Source organism: Streptomyces sp. NPDC047022 (assembly GCF_040644155.1).
Taxonomy (GTDB): Bacteria; Actinomycetota; Actinomycetes; order Streptomycetales; family Streptomycetaceae; genus Streptomyces.
Genome location: NZ_JBEYVV010000060.1, coordinates 1 through 16,409, shown reverse-complemented (window position 1 = coordinate 16,409; position 16,409 = coordinate 1). Strand labels below are relative to the sequence as shown.

General features: G+C 70.4%; 13 protein-coding genes. 1 reads left to right on the top strand and 12 read right to left on the bottom strand.

The features are described 5' to 3' along the window. Window positions 1-51 precede the first annotated feature (51 nt). Window positions 52-1,068 (bottom strand): L,D-transpeptidase, encoded by a 1,017-nt coding sequence (locus ABZ845_RS31085; protein ID WP_360986598.1) that lies wholly within the window; start codon window positions 1,066-1,068, stop codon window positions 52-54. 333 nt (window positions 1,069-1,401) lie between these two features. After that, the gene (locus tag ABZ845_RS31080) at window positions 1,402-2,148 is read right to left on the bottom strand and encodes a helix-turn-helix transcriptional regulator (RefSeq protein WP_360986595.1); all 747 of its coding nucleotides are present in this window, start codon (window positions 2,146-2,148) and stop codon (window positions 1,402-1,404) included. A 320-nt stretch (window positions 2,149-2,468) separates the two neighbouring features. Here ABZ845_RS31080 and ABZ845_RS31075 point away from each other — a divergent pair, with 320 nt between their 5' ends. Next, on the top strand, window positions 2,469-3,071 hold the full coding sequence (locus tag ABZ845_RS31075; RefSeq protein WP_360986592.1) for a DUF6817 domain-containing protein: 603 nt from the start codon (window positions 2,469-2,471) through the stop codon (window positions 3,069-3,071). 66 nt (window positions 3,072-3,137) lie between these two features. Here ABZ845_RS31075 and asnB read toward each other — a convergent pair whose 3' ends face one another. The 10 genes from asnB to ABZ845_RS31025 form a co-directional block, all read right to left on the bottom strand. Then, the gene (gene asnB, locus ABZ845_RS31070; protein ID WP_360986589.1) at window positions 3,138-4,976 is read right to left on the bottom strand and encodes an asparagine synthase (glutamine-hydrolyzing); all 1,839 of its coding nucleotides are present in this window, start codon (window positions 4,974-4,976) and stop codon (window positions 3,138-3,140) included. 10 nt (window positions 4,977-4,986) lie between these two features. Further along, window positions 4,987-5,913, bottom strand: a complete 927-nt coding sequence (locus ABZ845_RS31065) for an LLM class flavin-dependent oxidoreductase (RefSeq protein ID WP_360986586.1) — start codon at window positions 5,911-5,913, stop codon at window positions 4,987-4,989. Beyond that, window positions 5,910-7,169 carry an MFS transporter gene (locus ABZ845_RS31060; protein WP_360986583.1) on the bottom strand — a complete coding sequence of 420 codons (1,260 nt, stop codon included), beginning with the start codon at window positions 7,167-7,169 and terminating at the stop codon, window positions 5,910-5,912. The genes ABZ845_RS31065 and ABZ845_RS31060 overlap by 4 nt, the downstream gene beginning before the upstream one ends. Beyond that, entirely contained in the window at window positions 7,166-8,329 is a 1,164-nt protein-coding gene (locus ABZ845_RS31055; RefSeq protein ID WP_360986580.1) for a hypothetical protein, read from the bottom strand. Before ABZ845_RS31055 ends, ABZ845_RS31060 begins: the two co-directional genes overlap by 4 nt. Beyond that, window positions 8,326-9,690, bottom strand: a complete 1,365-nt coding sequence (locus ABZ845_RS31050) for a DUF6002 family protein (protein WP_360986577.1) — start codon at window positions 9,688-9,690, stop codon at window positions 8,326-8,328. The genes ABZ845_RS31055 and ABZ845_RS31050 overlap by 4 nt, the downstream gene beginning before the upstream one ends. A gap of 41 nt (window positions 9,691-9,731) precedes the next feature. After that, entirely contained in the window at window positions 9,732-10,937 is a 1,206-nt protein-coding gene (locus tag ABZ845_RS31045; protein ID WP_360986574.1) for a cytochrome P450, read from the bottom strand. 35 nt (window positions 10,938-10,972) lie between these two features. Then, window positions 10,973-12,238 carry an MFS transporter gene (locus ABZ845_RS31040; protein WP_360986571.1) on the bottom strand — a complete coding sequence of 422 codons (1,266 nt, stop codon included), beginning with the start codon at window positions 12,236-12,238 and terminating at the stop codon, window positions 10,973-10,975. Continuing rightward, window positions 12,235-13,251 carry an aspartyl/asparaginyl beta-hydroxylase domain-containing protein gene (locus ABZ845_RS31035; RefSeq protein WP_360986568.1) on the bottom strand — a complete coding sequence of 339 codons (1,017 nt, stop codon included), beginning with the start codon at window positions 13,249-13,251 and terminating at the stop codon, window positions 12,235-12,237. The genes ABZ845_RS31040 and ABZ845_RS31035 overlap by 4 nt, the downstream gene beginning before the upstream one ends. Further along, a complete protein-coding gene (locus tag ABZ845_RS31030; RefSeq protein ID WP_360986565.1) occupies window positions 13,244-14,422 on the bottom strand; it encodes a cytochrome P450 in 1,179 nt (392 codons plus the stop codon). Before ABZ845_RS31030 ends, ABZ845_RS31035 begins: the two co-directional genes overlap by 8 nt. A 317-nt stretch (window positions 14,423-14,739) precedes the next feature. Continuing rightward, on the bottom strand, window positions 14,740-15,585 hold the full coding sequence (locus tag ABZ845_RS31025; protein ID WP_360986562.1) for a siderophore-interacting protein: 846 nt from the start codon (window positions 15,583-15,585) through the stop codon (window positions 14,740-14,742). Between the last annotated feature and the right edge of the window lie 824 nt (window positions 15,586-16,409).

Genomic DNA, 16,409 nt, shown 5'->3' with positions numbered 1-16,409 from the left:
GCTCTCTTCTTACGGCGCGGGGCGCGTGGTGCACCACCGCTGCGGTGGGGGTCATGCGGTCGTGGTGGCGCCCGCGGCGCTGTGGTCGAGCCACTGCTTCCAGGTCAGGTTCCAGTCGCCGTAGCCGTTGCCGGGGGCGACGGTGCCCTTGTCCGACCCGGTGACCTTGATGACGTCGCCGACCATCACCTGGTCGTAGAAGCCCTCGGCGGTGCTGGTGGCGAGGCCGACACAGCCGTGGGTGACGTTGCTGTGCCCGGCCGCTGTGTCGGCATGCGGGTTCTGGTGCACGTACGTACCGGACGTCGTCAGGTGCAGGGCCCAGTAGTAGTAGTCATGGTACGTGTCGTTCGGGGCCATGCCCACGGTGCGGGAGTCCATGAACACCTTGGGCTGCTTGTCCATCACGACCATCGCCCCTTTCCAGGTGTCCAGCCCCGGCTTCCCCGCGGTGATCGGGATGCGGTTCGTCTTCCCGCCGGTGTCGACGGTCATCATGTCCGTCTTCGTGTCGACCGTGGCGACCAGCGACCGGCCGATGGTGAAGTGGCTCACGCCCCCCGAGCCGCGGTGGAGGGTGATCCTGGTGCCGGGCTGCCAGTAGGTGGTGCCGGGGCGGAAGTCGACGCGCTGCCCCTCTTCGAGGTTCCTGTCCTTCACCCAGCTCCAGGCGCCGGTCGTGCCGGACGAGGTCTGTACGCGCAGCCAGCTCTCCACGGCCTTGCGCTCGGCGGCCGGGACCGGCCGGGAGAAGGTGACGGATATCGGCATGCCCACACCGACCGTGTCCCCGTCGGCCAAGTTCACCCGCGCCTGCGCGAGCACTGCGGGCTCCGGCATGGACGGAGCCGGGCGGGCGTTGGACGCATTGCCCCTGCCGTCCTTGCTCCCGCCCTTGGCCTTCGCTGCGACCGCGGCGGACGCCTGGGCATCCGGTGCGCCGCCCGCCACCCGGACGCCGGTACCCTCGTTCGCCGAGCAGCCGACGGCCGAGAGCAGCGCGACACACGCCGCGACAGCGGCCCCGAGACGGCCGGCGGTCCGACCGGCCGAACGGTTCGAGTGCATGAGGACCCCCCTGTGAAGTGTGGTTATCGCCTCCTCTACGCACGGGCGCGGCGCCGGGTTGCATCGCATCGGAACTTTTTCCGGGAACATCGACTCGGCTCCGCCCGCACCTGACCGGCGGTCATGGCCGTGCCTGTCGCGGCCGGGTGGCGCAGTGGACCGCATCGCTCGTGCACGGGCCCTGTTCAAGCACCCAGCACCCGTGTCACCAACGCCCCGGGACAGCACACCTAGTGCCGCAGCAGACCTACCTCACCCACCCCGGTGTCATGCCTGACCAGCACATACCCAGATCCCACACTCGGTTTCGAGAAGCCCTCTGACCGAGACCCGTTACCGGCCGACCTCTCCGAGCTCCGGGCTGCGGCCGAGGCTGCTGACCAGCGCGGCAACCTGGGCTCGGGAACAGACCCCGAGCTTGCCGAACATCCTGGCCAGGTGGGACTCGATCGTCTTGGGGCTGAGGCACAGGCAGCGGGCGATCTGCTGGTTGGTGCACCCCGCGCTCACCAGTTCGGCGATCTGCCGTTCGCGGGCGGTGAGCAGGGCGACGAGTGCCGCGTGCTCGGCCACCGCCACGACGGGCTGCCGGGCGACGGGCTGCTGCGCCGGCTCGGGCCGAGGGGCGGGACATCGATCCCTGTCTCCCACCTGAGGAAGCATCCGCTCACGAGCACCCCGCGGCACAGCACCCGGCGCCCTGCGGAAGGCAGCCGCGCTGTTCATGTCCCGCAGGACGGCGAGCGTCCGTTGCGGAGAGGACATCTGCCCGCACCGGCCGACCGCCAGACCCTGCTCGTTCAACTTGAGCAGGATCGTCGCCAAGGCGCGTTGCCCCGGCCCGCTCACGGCCGCGCGTGACCGGAAGTCCAGCAACAGTCCGGGATCCAGGTCGGGATCGTCCCAGCGTCGCCCTAAGGCGTAGGCCCACGACAACCGGTCCGCGACGGCGACCGCCGCTTGCGGGTCGGTCAGGAATTCCGTCACTTGGAATATCGATATCAAAGCCAGCGAGCCGAGGGTCCACCGGCGTGTCACCTGCATGCCGAGCAGCGCGAGTTCGTCGGCCGAAAGTGCCACCTGGAGCCTGTCTCGGACCAGCACCGGAAACGGTTTTGGTTTACCTTTGTACTTTACATAAAGGACACGGGCCACCTCCGTCGATGGACATGGCCATTGCGCCACCAAAGACACTCCATCTCCCCCGTTCCGCGACCGTAGACGGAGTAACCAGCCGCGCAACTCGGCATACTTGCAGACGCCAGCCCCATCTTCAACCCATCAGTCGCTCCACTCGACGACCCGACGACGGACCAGTCGTCACCCGGCTTGTCAACCCCTCAACACTGGGGGTTTTCCCGTATCGCGCGGCTGGACGGCCGCGGGTTAGCGTTCCCGGCATGCCAGGCCGGCAGAAACACCCGTACCAGGCGCCGGCGAACTGGGGGATTCTCCTTGGAGGGGAAATGAGCAAAGCTTCGGTCGAACTTCTCGAAAGCGTCGGAGCCGGGGACATCAAGCACCCTGGGGGAACACTTCTTTCCCATCTGCTGCGGGTGGAAGGAAAGCTCACGGAATGGGGCGCCCGAGAGGACGTCCGTGAAGCGGGTCTGACGCACGCGCTTTTCGCCCCGGACGGTTCCCCCGATCCCATGTATTCCATGCTCGACCTGTCCGAGCGACCCCGTGTCGCGAAGGTCATCGGCGAAGCCGCCGAAGGGCTCGTGTACCTCTACGGCGCAATGGACCGTAAGTACACCTACCCGCACCTGGCCGATGAGAAGGACCACTGGCGCGACCGGTTCACCGGTGAGCTGCGGACACTGACCGAGCAGGAAATCCGGGACCTGATGGAAATCAGCGTGGCGAACGAATGCGATATCGCCAGCCACAACCCGGAGTTCCACGCGAAGTACGGGCCCGAGTTCCTCGAACTCTTCACCCGCATGCGTGCGACCCTCAGCGAGGACGCCTGGGGCGAGGTTCAGCACGTCCTGGGATGATCCCCCGGACAGACAGCGAGGCCGCCCCGTGGACTGCCACGGGGCGGCCTCGCTGTCTGTCCGGGGTCAGGACAGCCGGAGGCGGTGCTCCCGCATCCAGGCGTCCGTCTCGAGCAGCGGGAGCAGCAGATGCCCGGTGCCCGCGTGCGTCATGGTGCGGCCCCCGTGCCCGGCCAGCTCCAACACCCTTTCCCGGTCAAGGAGTTCGGCGAGCGGCGACGAGGGATCGTCCAGCAACGCCGTTACCGCCGCGCGCGTGCGGGCCTCCCATTCCCGGCCGTGCACCGCCGGGTACGCGGACTTGGGGCGGGACAGCACCGCCTCCGGCAGCAGATCCGCCGCCGCCATCCGCAGCAGACTCTTCTCCCGGCCGTCGGCGGTCTTCATCGCCCAGGGCGCGTTCCACACGTACTCGACGAGCCGGTGGTCGCAGAAAGGCACCCGGACCTCGAGCCCCACCGCCATGCTCATGCGGTCCTTGCGGTCGAGGAGCATCGCGAGCGGCCCCTGGAGACTGAGGAAGAGCACTTCTCGCATACGCGCCTCGAGGCCGTCCTCTCCCGCCAGCCGGGGAACTGCGGCGCGCAGCGTGGCATAGCGGTCGGCCTCCAGTTCGGCGGGCCGGATTTCCTTGCGTATCGCGGGAGTCAGGCAGTCCGAAAGGCGTGGGGCGTCACCCAGCCACGGAAAGGTGTCGCGCCAAACTGTGATCGGGTCGTGGAACCAGGGATAGCCGCCGAAGACCTCGTCGGCCGCCTCTCCCGAGAGGGCGACCGTGAAATGCTCGCGCATCGCCGCGAACATCGCGTACATCGAGGTGTCGAACGGCCCGAGCCCCGGCAGGTCCCGGGCCCTGCGCGTGGGCAGCAGAGCTTCCTCCAACTGAGTGGATTCCAGGACGACTTCACGGTGATCGGCACCGATGTGCGCCGCCGCGAGGGCTGCGTACGGGGCATCGCGCTCGGGCCGCAGCAGTGTTGGCCGGAAGTCCTCCTCTTCTCCCGCGAACCGGACGGAGTAGGTGGCGAGCGTCCCCTCGCCGGCCCGGTCCAGACCGTGTGCGGCCAGTGCCGCCAGGGCGCTGGAGTCGAGTCCGCCGGAGAGCATGGCCGCCCGGGGCACGTCGGCGACCAGCTGCCGCTCAACGACGTCCTCCAGCAACTCGCGTACGTGCCCCACCGTGGCACCGAGGTCATGGGGGTGCTCCCGGCTCACGAGACGCCAGTACGGGTACGAGTGACAGCCGCGCCGGTCGACGCGTACGACGTGTCCGGGCTTGACCTCGTGCAGGCCGCGCAACGGGGTCTCGCCCGGCAGCGCCAGTCGCGGGTTGAACAGGATCGGCAGCGCCTCGACGGAGAGGGTCGCCACGAAGTCGGGATGGGCCAGCACACCCTTCGGCTCGGAGGCGAACAGCACTCCGTGGGGACGGGGGGCGAAGTAGAGCGGCTTGACGCCGAGCCGGTCCCGGGCGAGCACCAGCTCCTCCCGCGCCGCGTCCCACACGGCGAACGCGAACATGCCGTTCAGCCGCTCGACGCAGCCGGCCCCCCATTCCTGATAGGCGCGCAGCAGCACCTCGGTGTCGGACCGGGTCATGAACGCGTGGCCGAGACCGGAGAGCTGGAAGCGCAGCTCACGGAAGTTGTAGATCTCCCCCGCGTACGCCAGGACCACGGGCGGCCCGCCGAGCCCGGCCGTGCCGGCCATCGGCTGCGCGCCCCCCGCGACGTCGATGACCGCCAGCCGGCGGTGCCCCAGGGCCGCGTACGGGCCCAGCCAGGTGCCGCGGGCGTCGGGGCCGCGGTCAGCCATGGTGTCGGTCATGGCGTCGAGCACGCGCTGGGCGTCGACCGCGTCGCTCTGGTGGCCGCCGAAGTCCAGCCATCCCACGAAACCGCACATCCGGGTCTCCTCACTGTTCGATAGGGCTCAGGTGACGGCCCACGTGCAGGACGGCTCGCTCGAAAGCGGCGAGATCTCCCGCGAAGACGCCGTCGGCACGCGGTCGGGCCAGGACGACGTCGGTGAAGCCGAGTTCCGCACATCGCCCGACGAGGTCGGCCAGCCGCTCGGCCGAGGCGTACGGATCGGGCACGATCCTGCTCAGGTTGACCACCCGGCGCGGCGGCCCGGAAACCGCGCCGGTCTCTCCGCCCGCCACACGGCCGAGGTCCTCGACTGCCTCCCGCAGGCGACGTATCTGGCGCCGCAGCGTCGCGAACGCCTCGTCCTCCGGCTGCGTTCCGGGGCGCCTCGTGTCGCCGATGGTCACCCACAGGTCCGCGACGCGCGCCGCGAGGCGCATCCCCCGCGGGCCGGTCGCGGCCAGAGCCAGCGGGAGACGGGGACGCCGGACGCAGCCCGGCGCCATCCGCACGTCCTCGGCCCGGTAGAACCGGCCGCGGAACGCGGTCGTCTCCTGGCGCAGCAGCAGATCGGCGAGGGTGACGAACTCCTCGTAACGCTGTCCGCGTTGTCCGGGCGACAGTGCGGCATCACCGAGCGCGGCGGCATCGGGTCCGGGCACCCCGGCCCCCACACCGAGCACGAACCGCCCGTCGCTCGTGCGGTCCAGCGCCATGGCCTGCTTGGCCACGAGGACGGGATGGCGGAAGTTGGGGGTCGTCACGAGCGTGCCGAGCGTCATGGTCGTGGTGTGGCAGGCGGCGACCGCCAGCGTGGTCATCGCGTCATACCACGGCGCGTCCGCCGGGAGCCGCCAGGACAGATGGTCGAGCGTCCACGCGTGGGCGAAGCCGAGCTGCTCGACCTCGCGCCAGACTCGCGCGGCGGACCTGCCCGCGTGTTCCGGAAGGACGAGGACACCGAGAGCCGTCACACCTTCTCCAGGTCGCTGGTGACATCACCGATCCCGCGCGCGTGCAGCGCCCATCGCGCGGTCGCCACCGTGCCCAGGCCCGCGACGACGTAGACCACCGCAAGCACGAGCCAGCCGAGCCGGCCGCCCTCGACGAGCATCACGGTCATCGCCCCGGGCGCGAGCATCATCGCGGCCGCCTGGCCGGTGTTGAACATGCCCTGGTACTCGCCGTGGGCATCCTGCGGAGCCAGCCCCACGGACAGTCCGAACCCGCTGCCGACGAAGAACAGCTCGCCGACCACATGCACGACCGCTGCCAGGAACAGCACCACCAGCACATACGTCCCGGAGCCGTGATACGTGGCGGCGAAGACCCCGCACGACACCGCGAGGAGCAGCCCGGACCACAGGCCGAGCCGCCCGGCTCCCGCGACGGTCGCGCCGGCCCGGCTCACCCGGTTCTGGAAGAGGACGATCACCACGGCGTTGAACCCCATCAGCAGGCCCATCACCCACAGGGGGGCCCGAGTGTGCGCCGAGATCCACAGCGGTACGCCGGAGTCGAGCATGCCCCAGTTCAATGCCAGCAGGCCGTTGAGCAGCGTGGCGGCCAGGAACGGCCGGTCACGCAGCACGAGCACCCCACGCCTGGCCTTGCGGTCGGCCAGCGAGCGCACGTGCGGGACGCGCCGCAGCAGTGCCGCGGCGAACAGATTGGCCACGCCGTACAGGACAATCAGGCTCAGATAGCCGACGCGGCTGTCGGCGGACAGCACGAGTCCGCCGAACAGGGCACCGACCACGATCCCGCCCTGGGTCATCACCCGGGCCGTGGAGATGCTGTTCAGGCGCTCGTCCCCCGGCGGGGTGAGTCCGGAGATGACCGCGACCCGGATCGCGGGCGTCGACCGCTCGGCGGCGATCATGACGCAGGTGACCGCCACGATCGCCCAGAAGTCGCGCACCACCGCGTACGAGAGGATCGCGAGGCCCTGTACCAGGGTGAGCACGATCAGCGTCTCGCGGGTACCGACGCGGTCGGCGACGTAGCCGAGCGGCGCGCCGAGCGCCAGTCCCGCCACGCCGGCCAGCGTGATGCCCCCGCCGAACTGCGCGTTGGTCAGGCCGACGGACTTGATGAAGAACATTGCCCAGCAGGTGAACCAGGCACCCCGGCCCAGCGAGAGCACGAGCGCGGCCGCGTGGATCGGACCGACCGGGTGGCGCCACCACGCGAGGGTCGTCCACTCGGGTCGCCTCCATGACCGGATCATCCGGTGCTCCCGGCCGGGGCGAGGAACTCGTCGAGGTCGACGGTGCGTAAGCCGTGCACGCCCGCTGTGGCGGCGCGGATGCCGAGCCGGGCCGGGCGGGTCGCGTCATGGAAGTAGACGGCCACGATCCGGTCGGCTGGGTCGACGCTCAGCATCGGCGTGGCGACGAGGAAGTCACGCACCGCCGGGGTGTCCCGGACCGCACGCACGTACACGCGGCGGTCGCGGTAGTGGTCCCGGGGGTGGGTGATCATCGGGTGCAGGCGGCGCTTGAACTGGAAGACGCCCTTGCCCGGGAAGGGGTCGCCGCCGGCGAGGTCGACGCACCACGCACCGTGGCGCGCGGCCCACTCCACGGTCAGGTAGTAGACCGCCTTGGCGGCCCCGCTGCGGTAGTGCGTCTCGTCGCCGTCAAGCACGCCGAAGAGCCGCATCCGGAGCGCACGGCCCCCCTCCTCGAACCGGCAGACCATCCCGGCCACCCGTTTCCCACCCTCGTTGACGAACAGCAGCATGCCGTGCCGGAAGAGTGCGTCCCGGGTGGTCGCCCAGTCGGCGCTGCGGGTCTCCTCCCCGTGCCGGATCTTCATCGTCGGCAGGTGCATGCGCTCGTAGAAGAACCGCAGGTCGTCGACGCTGGTCGCCGTCTCGTACGTCCACTCGTGCCGGCGGCGCAGCTGCGCGAACTGCCTGCGTTCGTTGGGGGACACCGAGGCGAGCATCGTCGCCGGGTCGCCCACGACGTCGATCAGGGCGTGGACGCGGAACGGGAGGATGAGCGAACGATCACGGGGCAACGTGCGGGCCCGGCGGCTGGAACAGCCCACGACCAAGAGGTCGGCGTCCGCGGCGCCCGCGCCGCGGCGGATCCCCCGCCAGGTGAGCGGCGAGACATCGGCCGACTCCGGCCCGAGGAGGCCGCCCGCCCGCTCCTCGGACGGGACCGGAAGCTGCGCCCGGAGGTACGGCAGCACATAGGTGAGCCCCTCGGGGAAGCCTTGGTAGGCCAGGGTGAGACGGTCACCGGCCGACCGCGTCACCGTGTGCGGATACCGTCGGCCGGGAGCGCTCGCCCAACAGCCGCGGGCGGCGGCCCAGGGGCCGGTGCCCGCGTTCCATCGGAAGCGCACCGCGGTCGCCGCGCGAGGCAGGGCCTTCACGCCGCCGCGCCCCGGCCGGCGGACGCGGCGGCGAGGAGGGCCTTCCGCACGTCCGCCGCACCGGTGACGTCCCGCACCGCCGCTCCGGAGAGCGGGACGAAGTCGTCGGCGCCGTAGGAGCCCGAGCCATGGACGACGACCTCGTCGGCCTGGAGGAGACCGCGGTCGATGCCGTTCAGCACCCCCGTCATCACCATGACCAGGGACCATTCGCGCAGGCTGCGCGGGTCCGCGGGCAGCGTGGTGTCGGCCCGGGCGAGCAGGGCGCGGATCTCGCCGTAGCGGCCGAGGCATTCGTGAAGCGAGACGACCACGCCGCCCCCGCCGTTGCCGCGGATGATCTCGTTCATGGCCGCGGATGTGGCGGGGGCCCGCGTGTAGAAGGTGGTCTCGAGTTCTTCTCCGGTGCTGAAGGTGGTACGGGGATAGTGCGGGTCCGCGTCCTGGTGGTGGAGGCCCGTGGCCGGATCGAACCGGTAGGCGGGTGCCGGGGTGCCGTACAGGCTCTGAACCATGTCAGGGGTGGCCAGATGCTGGACGAGGAAGTACTGCGGGGGCCGGGCCCGCGCGGGCGACAGCGTGGTGCCGAAGTGGTGGCCGAGGAGCCCGAAGGCACTGGATACGGCGTGCGCGTGGACGCGTACCGCCCCAGGTTCCGCGGGCAGCACCGCGTCCTCGGCAAAGGCCCGGACGGCGTCCGCCGAACGGTAGTTGTCCAGATCCAGGGTGTGCCAGGCACGGAATCCGTACCGCGCGAACAGATCCGGTGCGGACTCCTCGAGTGCCTGCAGGACGACGGTCTTCACGTGCTCGGGGTGTTCCCGGTCCAGTACGCACATGGGGTTGCGGGCGGCGAGCTCCGGATCGCCGGCCAGTTCGGACCACCACAGCTTCGGGCGGGCCGCGTCCGGGACCACGGTGACGATCCGCAGGCGTTCCGGGTCCGCGAGGCCGGTGCGGTAGGCCCGCAGCACCGCGTCGCGCAACGCCGTCGCCTTGTTGGCGGACGACGGCGTCAGGATCATCACCCCTTCCCCGGTTCGGTCGATGTGCGCGACGGCGCGGGCCACGATGACGTGCGAGGCGAGGCTCTTGACCGTGCGCGTGCCGGGGTTGCCCATGAGGTCGAGCAGATGCAGCCGGACGGCGCCAACAGTGCCGAGTCCCGCGAAGCGGAAGTCGGTGGCGGCGAAGAACGTGCCGAGCCGCTCGGACGGTTCGGGCAGGACGAACGCCGGCGCGAAGTCCGCCGTGGGCGGCCGGCCGGCGGCGACGGCGGCCAGGGCCCGGCGAAGGCCGTTGCCGTGCTCGTCGAGGACGTTGACCGAGGTCGTCGGGGCCTCGGCAATGCTGTGGATCATCGGGCTCCTTGGAACCAGGGCGCGGTGGCCGTGCTGCGGCGTCAGGACCAGGTCACGGGGAGCCGGTGGAGACCGAAGGTGCGCTCCTCGTAGCGGAACGGAAGGTGCTCGGGGGCTCCCAGGACCCGCAGGTCCGGAAGGCGTTCGAAGAGCCGCCGGTACGCGATCTCCAGCTCGGCCCGAGCCAGGTTGTGTCCCAGACACTGGTGGACGCCGTAGCCGAAGGCCAGATGGTTGCGGCGGCCGCGGCGGACGTCGAGCACGGCCGGGTCGGCGAACGCCCGCTCGTCGTGGTTGGCGGAGGCGCCCAGGACGAAGACGCCTTCACCGGCGCGTACGGTCTGCTCGCCCACGCGGATGTCCTCGGTCGCGACCCGGGCGAGTGCCACCCAGTCGACGATCGAGTGGTAGCGGAGCAGCTCTTCGACCGCCGACGGCCACAGCGCGGGATCGGCCCGCAGAGCGGCGAGCTGTTCCGGGTTGCGAAGCAGGCTGTACACGCCGAGCGGGATCATGTTGGCCGTGGTCTGATGGCCGGACACCAGCAGCAGGAAGGCCATGCCGGCCAGCTCCTCGTGGGTCAGTCCGCCGGATCTGTGCCGCTCCCGGACGAGGCGGCCGAGCAGATGGTCGCCGGGGTCCCGCGCGGCCCGGTGCGCCAGCTCGTCCACGTAGCCGCGGATCTCCTTGAACGCGGCCTCGGCCTCCTCGGGGTGGGTGAGGCCCTTCGTCATGGTGTGGGTGCGTTCCTGGAAGAAGTCCCGGTCCTCGTAGGGGACGCCCAGGAGGCGGCACATCACCAGCGTGGCGACGGGCATCCCGAAGTCCGCGACGAGATCGGCCTCGTGACGGCCCGACAGGTCGTCCAGGACCTCGTCCACGACGGAGTGGATGGCGGGGCGCATGGCGCGGACCCGCCGCATGCCGAACTCCGAGGCCAGCATGCGCCGGTAGCGGTCGTGTTCCGGGGGGTCCATGTCGATGAAATCCCCGGGGAGCGTGCCGCGCGGCGACCCGGCGGCGTCCGCGAACGGGTGTCCCGGCCGCTGCGGTGAGGAGCTCATCGCCGGGTGGGTAAGCAGCTGCTGCGCCTCGGCGTGCCGGGTCACCAGCCACACAGGCCGATCGCGGAACGTCGCCCGTACGAGAGGGGCCCGGTCCCGTAGTTCCTCGTACTCCGGTGGCGGTGCGTGGGGGCAGCGCCGGGGCATAGGGAAGTGCGGCCGCGGCTCTTGGTCGACGTCCACTTCGGGCTCCCGCGTGCGTGACTCGTGCGCCTGTGTCATGACGTACCGTCCGGTGTGCCGTGGCCGGGCAGCTCGCGCATACGGACCAGCGGGGAGAAGAGCAGGGGGAGCGTGGAGAGCACGAGCCCCACGGCGCCGACCCACACCGCCACCCGCACTCCGAACAGTTCGCCCATGGCGCCGCCGAGCACTCCGCCGAGTGGCATGGTGCCCCAGACGAGGAAGCGCATGGTGGCGTTCATCCGACCCAGCATGTCCGGTGCCGTGGTGGTCTGGCGGAAGCTGATCTGGCTGACGTTGTAGACCACCACCCCGACCGAGACGAGGAAGGAGCCCACGACGAAGAAGACGACTCCGGCACCTGCGGTGGTCAACGGGATCAGCAGCGCGAAGGGCTGGAAGAGCAGGGGGCCGAGCCAGATGACCCGGGCCGAGCCGACCCGCTTCGCCAGCGGTCCGACCAGCGCTCCGCCGCCGAGGCCGCCGACGGCGCCGGCGGCCAGCAGGGCTCCGTAAGCCCCGGGTGACAGCCCGATGTCCTGGACGAGGAAGAGCGCCTGGACGGCGAGGAGCGCCGAGAACGCCAGGTTCGCCAGGGCCGAGCGGAGCGCGATCAGCCGGAGGATTCGGTCGGCGAACACCAGACGCAGCCCCGCGCGAATGCCCTGCACCAGGCTCGGCCGGTCGGCGGTGGAGGGCACCGGTTCCTGTGCGCGGATCCGGCTCAGCAGGAGCGCGGAGCCCAGGAAGCCGATCGCGTTGGCGATGACCGCGACGGGTGCCGTGAGCAGGGCGACCAGCCAGCCGCCGACGCTCGGCCCCACCACCTGGGCGGCGGACCGGCTGGTCTCCAGCTTGCCGTTGGCGTCGACGAGTCGGTCGCGGCCGATCAGGGCGGGCAGATAGCTCTGGCTGGCGATCTCGAAGAACACGGTGGCGATACCGGCACCAAGCGCCACGGCGTAGAGCTGGACGAGGGTGAGCACGTCGAGCCAGGCGGCGACGGGGATGGAGAGCAGGAGCGCCGCCCGTACGAGATCGGCCGTGATCAGCACGGGCCTGCGGCGCATTCGGTCCACCCACACGCCCGCGGGCAGTCCGATCAGCACGAACGCCGCGGTCTGCGCGGCGCTCAGCAGACCGACCTCGAAGGCGCCGGCCCGCATCGTCAGGATGGCGACCAGGGGCAGCGCGACGACCCCGATCTGCGAGCCGGCGACGCTGATCGACTCGGCGCCGAACAGCAGCATGAACTGCCGGTCTCTCAGCAGGCCAAGCCGCACGGCGGTCTCGGCCGTCATATCTGCTCACCGACGGGTTCCGCCGGCAGGGTGAGGGCCCGCACCTGGTCCCCGACCCTGGTACGGAGCGTGGCGTACGGCCTGCCGTAGCAGTCCCTGGTGAACTGGATCGTCCGCTCCACCGTCCATCCGGCGAACCGGAACTCGCCAGCGCCCACGTGGACGAGGCGGAACGCGGGTTCCCCGGAGAAGAACAGCGCCGGCCGCCCCTCGTGCACGTCGACGGTGGCCGTCCGGGTGCGCGGCGAGGTGAGGAAGGCTCCGTCGGGCTCGTCGAAAGTGGTGAACGAGTCGGGGATGGCGAAGGTGCAGCGGTGGTCCCTCAGCCCCGCCGGGGTGACGGGCACGTCCGGCAGTGACAGGAGCGTGTGGTCGAGCACCTTCAGCGTCCGGAACGCGTCGGGGAACAACTGAAGGAGTTCCCGCGTGGGTTCGCAGTCGATGACGAGGTGGACGCGGGTGATGTCGTCGTCGTTCCGCACCAGATGCGGGCGCGTGAAGTCGGCGTACCAGAATTCCCCGGGCTGCCAGCAGTGGGTGGTGTCCTCGATGGTGAGCACGGCGCCGGGTGTGGTGATCAGCGGTACGTGCAGGCGCACGATCCCCCAGGGCAGACCGTACTTGGTGTCGTTGTGCAGGGGGCTGGCCGCGCCGGGGCCCAGCGACTGGAGCCTGACGCAGCGCAGGGGTGCCGGCAGGTGCTTCAGCAGCAGGGCCATGTGCGGGGCCTTGGCGAGCAGCGGGGTGTCGGCGAAGTCGTCGAGCGCGGGGCCACCCGGGTCGGACCGGTCGGGGTCGCCGCCGACACTGCGCAGGGGGAGCTTGCGCCAGTCCACGTCGACACCGGGGCGAAGACCGTCACCGGAGATGATCTGCGGCCCCAGCCACGCGCTGTTCCGCAGGGCGTCGAGGTCGGCGAGCAGCCCTTCCGTGTCGAAGTGCGGGGTGAGCTTGGCCGTCGCGGGCAGCTCGGCCAGGACGGGGGCCTGTGGCCACGGCTCGAGTTCACTCATGGGTGTCGTCTCTCCACGCGTTCAGGGTGATCGGAAGCCGCTCCGGGTAGCGCAGGGTGGCACGGGCCCCGCGGTACACCGGCCCGGCCTGGCCCACGGTCCCGGGCAGGTCCAGGAGGCTGGTGAGCAGGCCGCGCAGCACGACCCTCGCGAGCAGGGTGCCAGTGCACGCGTGGGGGCCGCGGCCGAAGGCCAGGTGCGGGTTGGGGCGCCGGTCGGGCACCACCGCGTCCGGGTCGGGGAATTGTGCGGGGTCCCGGTTGGCGGAGCCGATGAGGGCCAGGACCGTCTGCCCGCGGGCGATCCGTACGCCGCCGAGGTCGAGGTCCTCCACGCATGCCCGGCTCGTGCCCTGGATCGGGCTGTCGTACCTGATGAGCTCGTCGATGCAGTTGTCGAGCAGCCTGCGGTCGCGGCGCAGCCGCTCGATCAGCCGCGGCCGGTCGAGGAGAGCGAGCAGGGCGTTGGCGGCGGCCGACACGGTCGTACTGAATCCGGCCAGGAACAGCACGCGTCCGGTGCTCCAGACGAAACCTTCCGGCACGCCCAAGGCGTTTCTCTCACGCAGTGCGTGACCGAGCATTCCGGGGGTCGATTCGTCGATCACCCAGGATTCCACCAGAGCATCGATCTCCCGACGCGCGGCGATGGCCCTCGGGAGCGCCTCCGGAACGAATCCGGCATCCATTCCGCGCTCCACCGCGTCGGTCAGCGCGACGAAGGAGTCGGTCTCCGGCGTGTCCACACCGAGGAATCGGCAGACGGCCAGGAGGACGACCGGGCGGGCGACTTCCGCCACGAAGTCGAATGGCACATCGGAAGAGAATTTCCGGAGAATGGCGGCCGACTCGTCCGCCACGAAGGCCTCGACGCCGGCGAGATCCTGGCTGTGCAGTGCGTTCATGAAGAGATGCCGCACCGGCCCGTGCTCGGGCGGATCGAGCACCTGGAGGCTCGGGTGGTCCATCTCGGGCATGTCGTAGCCCGCCCGGCGCCAGTCGCTCGCGAACGCGGTCGTGTCACGGAGGATCCGCGAACACTCCTGGAACCGCGTGAACACCCACGACTCGATGCGGTCGTGCCAGAAGACCGGCTGGGTCTCTCGGAGCTCCGTGTAGAAGGCGTACGGATTCTCTATCAGTCCGGGTGACAACGGATCGTATTCCAGCATCCCGCGTTCTCCTCTGTCGCCTTCTCCTCAGTGAAATCGGCAACGGGGCCGACTCGGCGAGTCGGCCCCGCAGTTTATTCCGCTATGGGATTACCAGCAGTACTTCATGATGTCCCCCCCCAACTCGTGGTCGGTCTTTCAAGGCTCGATCATCAAATCAATATCTCGAACATTGCGTCAACGCAGTCGACAGCAGGGCAATCCCCCTCTTGCCGCGGCGTGATACTCCGTGGTAATGCCCGACGGTGCACGGGCACAACAATGCCGGACGGGCTGGATTCCTCCAGCCCGTCCGGCATTGTTCGGACCCGTCGGACTCAGGCGGCCGGGGCGCCGCCCTCCTGCTCCGACTCCACCTGGGCGTTCCACTCCCGCTTGGAGGACTGCCAGCCCTCCTCGTCATGGCCCAGACGCCAGTAGCCGGACACGGACAGCTGCTCCCGCGGGATACCGCGTTCCACCCGGAGCAGCCGGCGCAGCTCCTTCACGAAGCCCGCTTCACCGTGCACGAAGGCGTGCACGCGGCCGTCTTGGAAGTCGAGCGCGCGGACCGCCTCGATCAGGGCCGCGCCGATGGGGCGCTCTCCCCGGTGCAGCCAGACGACCTCCGCGTCACCGGCGAACTTCTGCTCCTCCTCGGGCCCCGCCACCTCCAGAAAGACCTTGGTGCAGGTGCCCGCGGGCAGCGCCTCGACGGCGGCGGCGACGGCCGGCAGGGCGCTCTCGTCGCCGGCAAGCAGATGCCAGTCTGCGCCGGCGCCGGGGGCGTAGCCGCCACCCGGGCCGCCGAAGCGCAGGATGTCGCCCTCCTGGGCCCGCACCGCCCAGGGCCCGGCGACGCCCTCGTCCCCGTGCAGCACGAAGTCGATGGTCAGCTCGCGGCTTTCGGCGTCCCAGGAACGGACGGTGTACGTGCGGGACACCGGCCACTGCTCGCGAGGCAGCTCGGCGCGGATCTGGTCCAGGTCGAAGGGCTCGGGGTAGGTCGCGCCGGGTGCCGGGAACAGCAGCTTCACGTAGTGGTCGGTGAATTCGCCCGCGGCGAAGCGGTACAGGCCCTCACCGCCGAGGACCACGCGCTGCATGTGCGGAGTGAGGCGCCGACTGCGCACCACCCGGCCGACGTGGACGTGCCGGGCCCTGCGCTGCGGTCGTTCTGACATGACGATCTCCCCTGTGGAACGGCTGCCAAGAACTTGTAATCGCGCGAAAAATAACACCCGTGCGGCTACCCGCGAGGGGATACCGTGCAGCGGAACGCGGCGCCACCGCTTTCCGGCACCGGCGCCCTGCGGCCCAAGTGGCCGGCTCTGCCATGACGACGCACAAGAACCTGCTCGGCGGCCCGGCCCCGGGTCATGTAATTCCGACCGGCATCGGTCCAGGTCCGGGGAGATATTTGGCCGTCCGTGGGGAAACCCTCGGCGATGGTCTTTCGGGCGACTGTCAGCCCCTCCTCGGCGGGCTGCATGACGACGTTCTCGGGCATCGTGCACTCCTGTCCTCTCGGCGACCTCTCGCTCAGCCAGAGCGAGGGGTCTGGGTAGATCCGCTGTGTCGGTTGCAGACAGCGGATCCGGAGCGGCACCCGCCAACCTGGGGGAGACGAGGGGACGCCGTACCGCCCGGGGCTGTCTTTCCGTACACCGGGCGGGGTCTGGGGTGCTACAGGGAGGCCCGCAGGCCGACTTGGACTAGCGAGAGCAGCGCCGTATCCGGCTCGGTGGCCTCGACGGCGGCTTGCCCCTCGCGTGCCACTGGGCGAGTCGTTCACGCCACGCGGCCTCGGCGCGCATGACTTCGGTGCGGATGTCTGCCAGCGCCAGATCGGTTTCATCGCGCAGTCGTACGAGGTCAGCGGATGTCATCTGACGGCTTGAGCGAGCCGGGGTCCCCGTTATGTTCTTCGCGGTCCTGCAATGGGGCCGCTGGCCTTCGGGCCCGGCATGACTTTTGCCCCCTGTCGATCGGATGACCTGGGGGGTGG

Coding starts and splice junctions, on each gene's coding strand:
- ABZ845_RS31085 (WP_360986598.1), bottom strand. CDS start 1,068: ATGCACTCGAACCGTTCGGCCGGTCGGACCGCCGGCCGTCTCGGGGCC.
- ABZ845_RS31075 (WP_360986592.1), top strand. CDS start 2,469: ATGCCAGGCCGGCAGAAACACCCGTACCAGGCGCCGGCGAACTGGGGG.
- asnB (WP_360986589.1), bottom strand. CDS start 4,976: ATGTGCGGTTTCGTGGGATGGCTGGACTTCGGCGGCCACCAGAGCGAC.
- ABZ845_RS31060 (WP_360986583.1), bottom strand. CDS start 7,169: ATGATCCGGTCATGGAGGCGACCCGAGTGGACGACCCTCGCGTGGTGG.
- ABZ845_RS31050 (WP_360986577.1), bottom strand. CDS start 9,690: ATGATCCACAGCATTGCCGAGGCCCCGACGACCTCGGTCAACGTCCTC.
- ABZ845_RS31040 (WP_360986571.1), bottom strand. CDS start 12,238: ATGACGGCCGAGACCGCCGTGCGGCTTGGCCTGCTGAGAGACCGGCAG.
- ABZ845_RS31035 (WP_360986568.1), bottom strand. CDS start 13,251: ATGAGTGAACTCGAGCCGTGGCCACAGGCCCCCGTCCTGGCCGAGCTG.
- ABZ845_RS31030 (WP_360986565.1), bottom strand. CDS start 14,422: ATGCTGGAATACGATCCGTTGTCACCCGGACTGATAGAGAATCCGTAC.
- ABZ845_RS31025 (WP_360986562.1), bottom strand. CDS start 15,585: ATGTCAGAACGACCGCAGCGCAGGGCCCGGCACGTCCACGTCGGCCGG.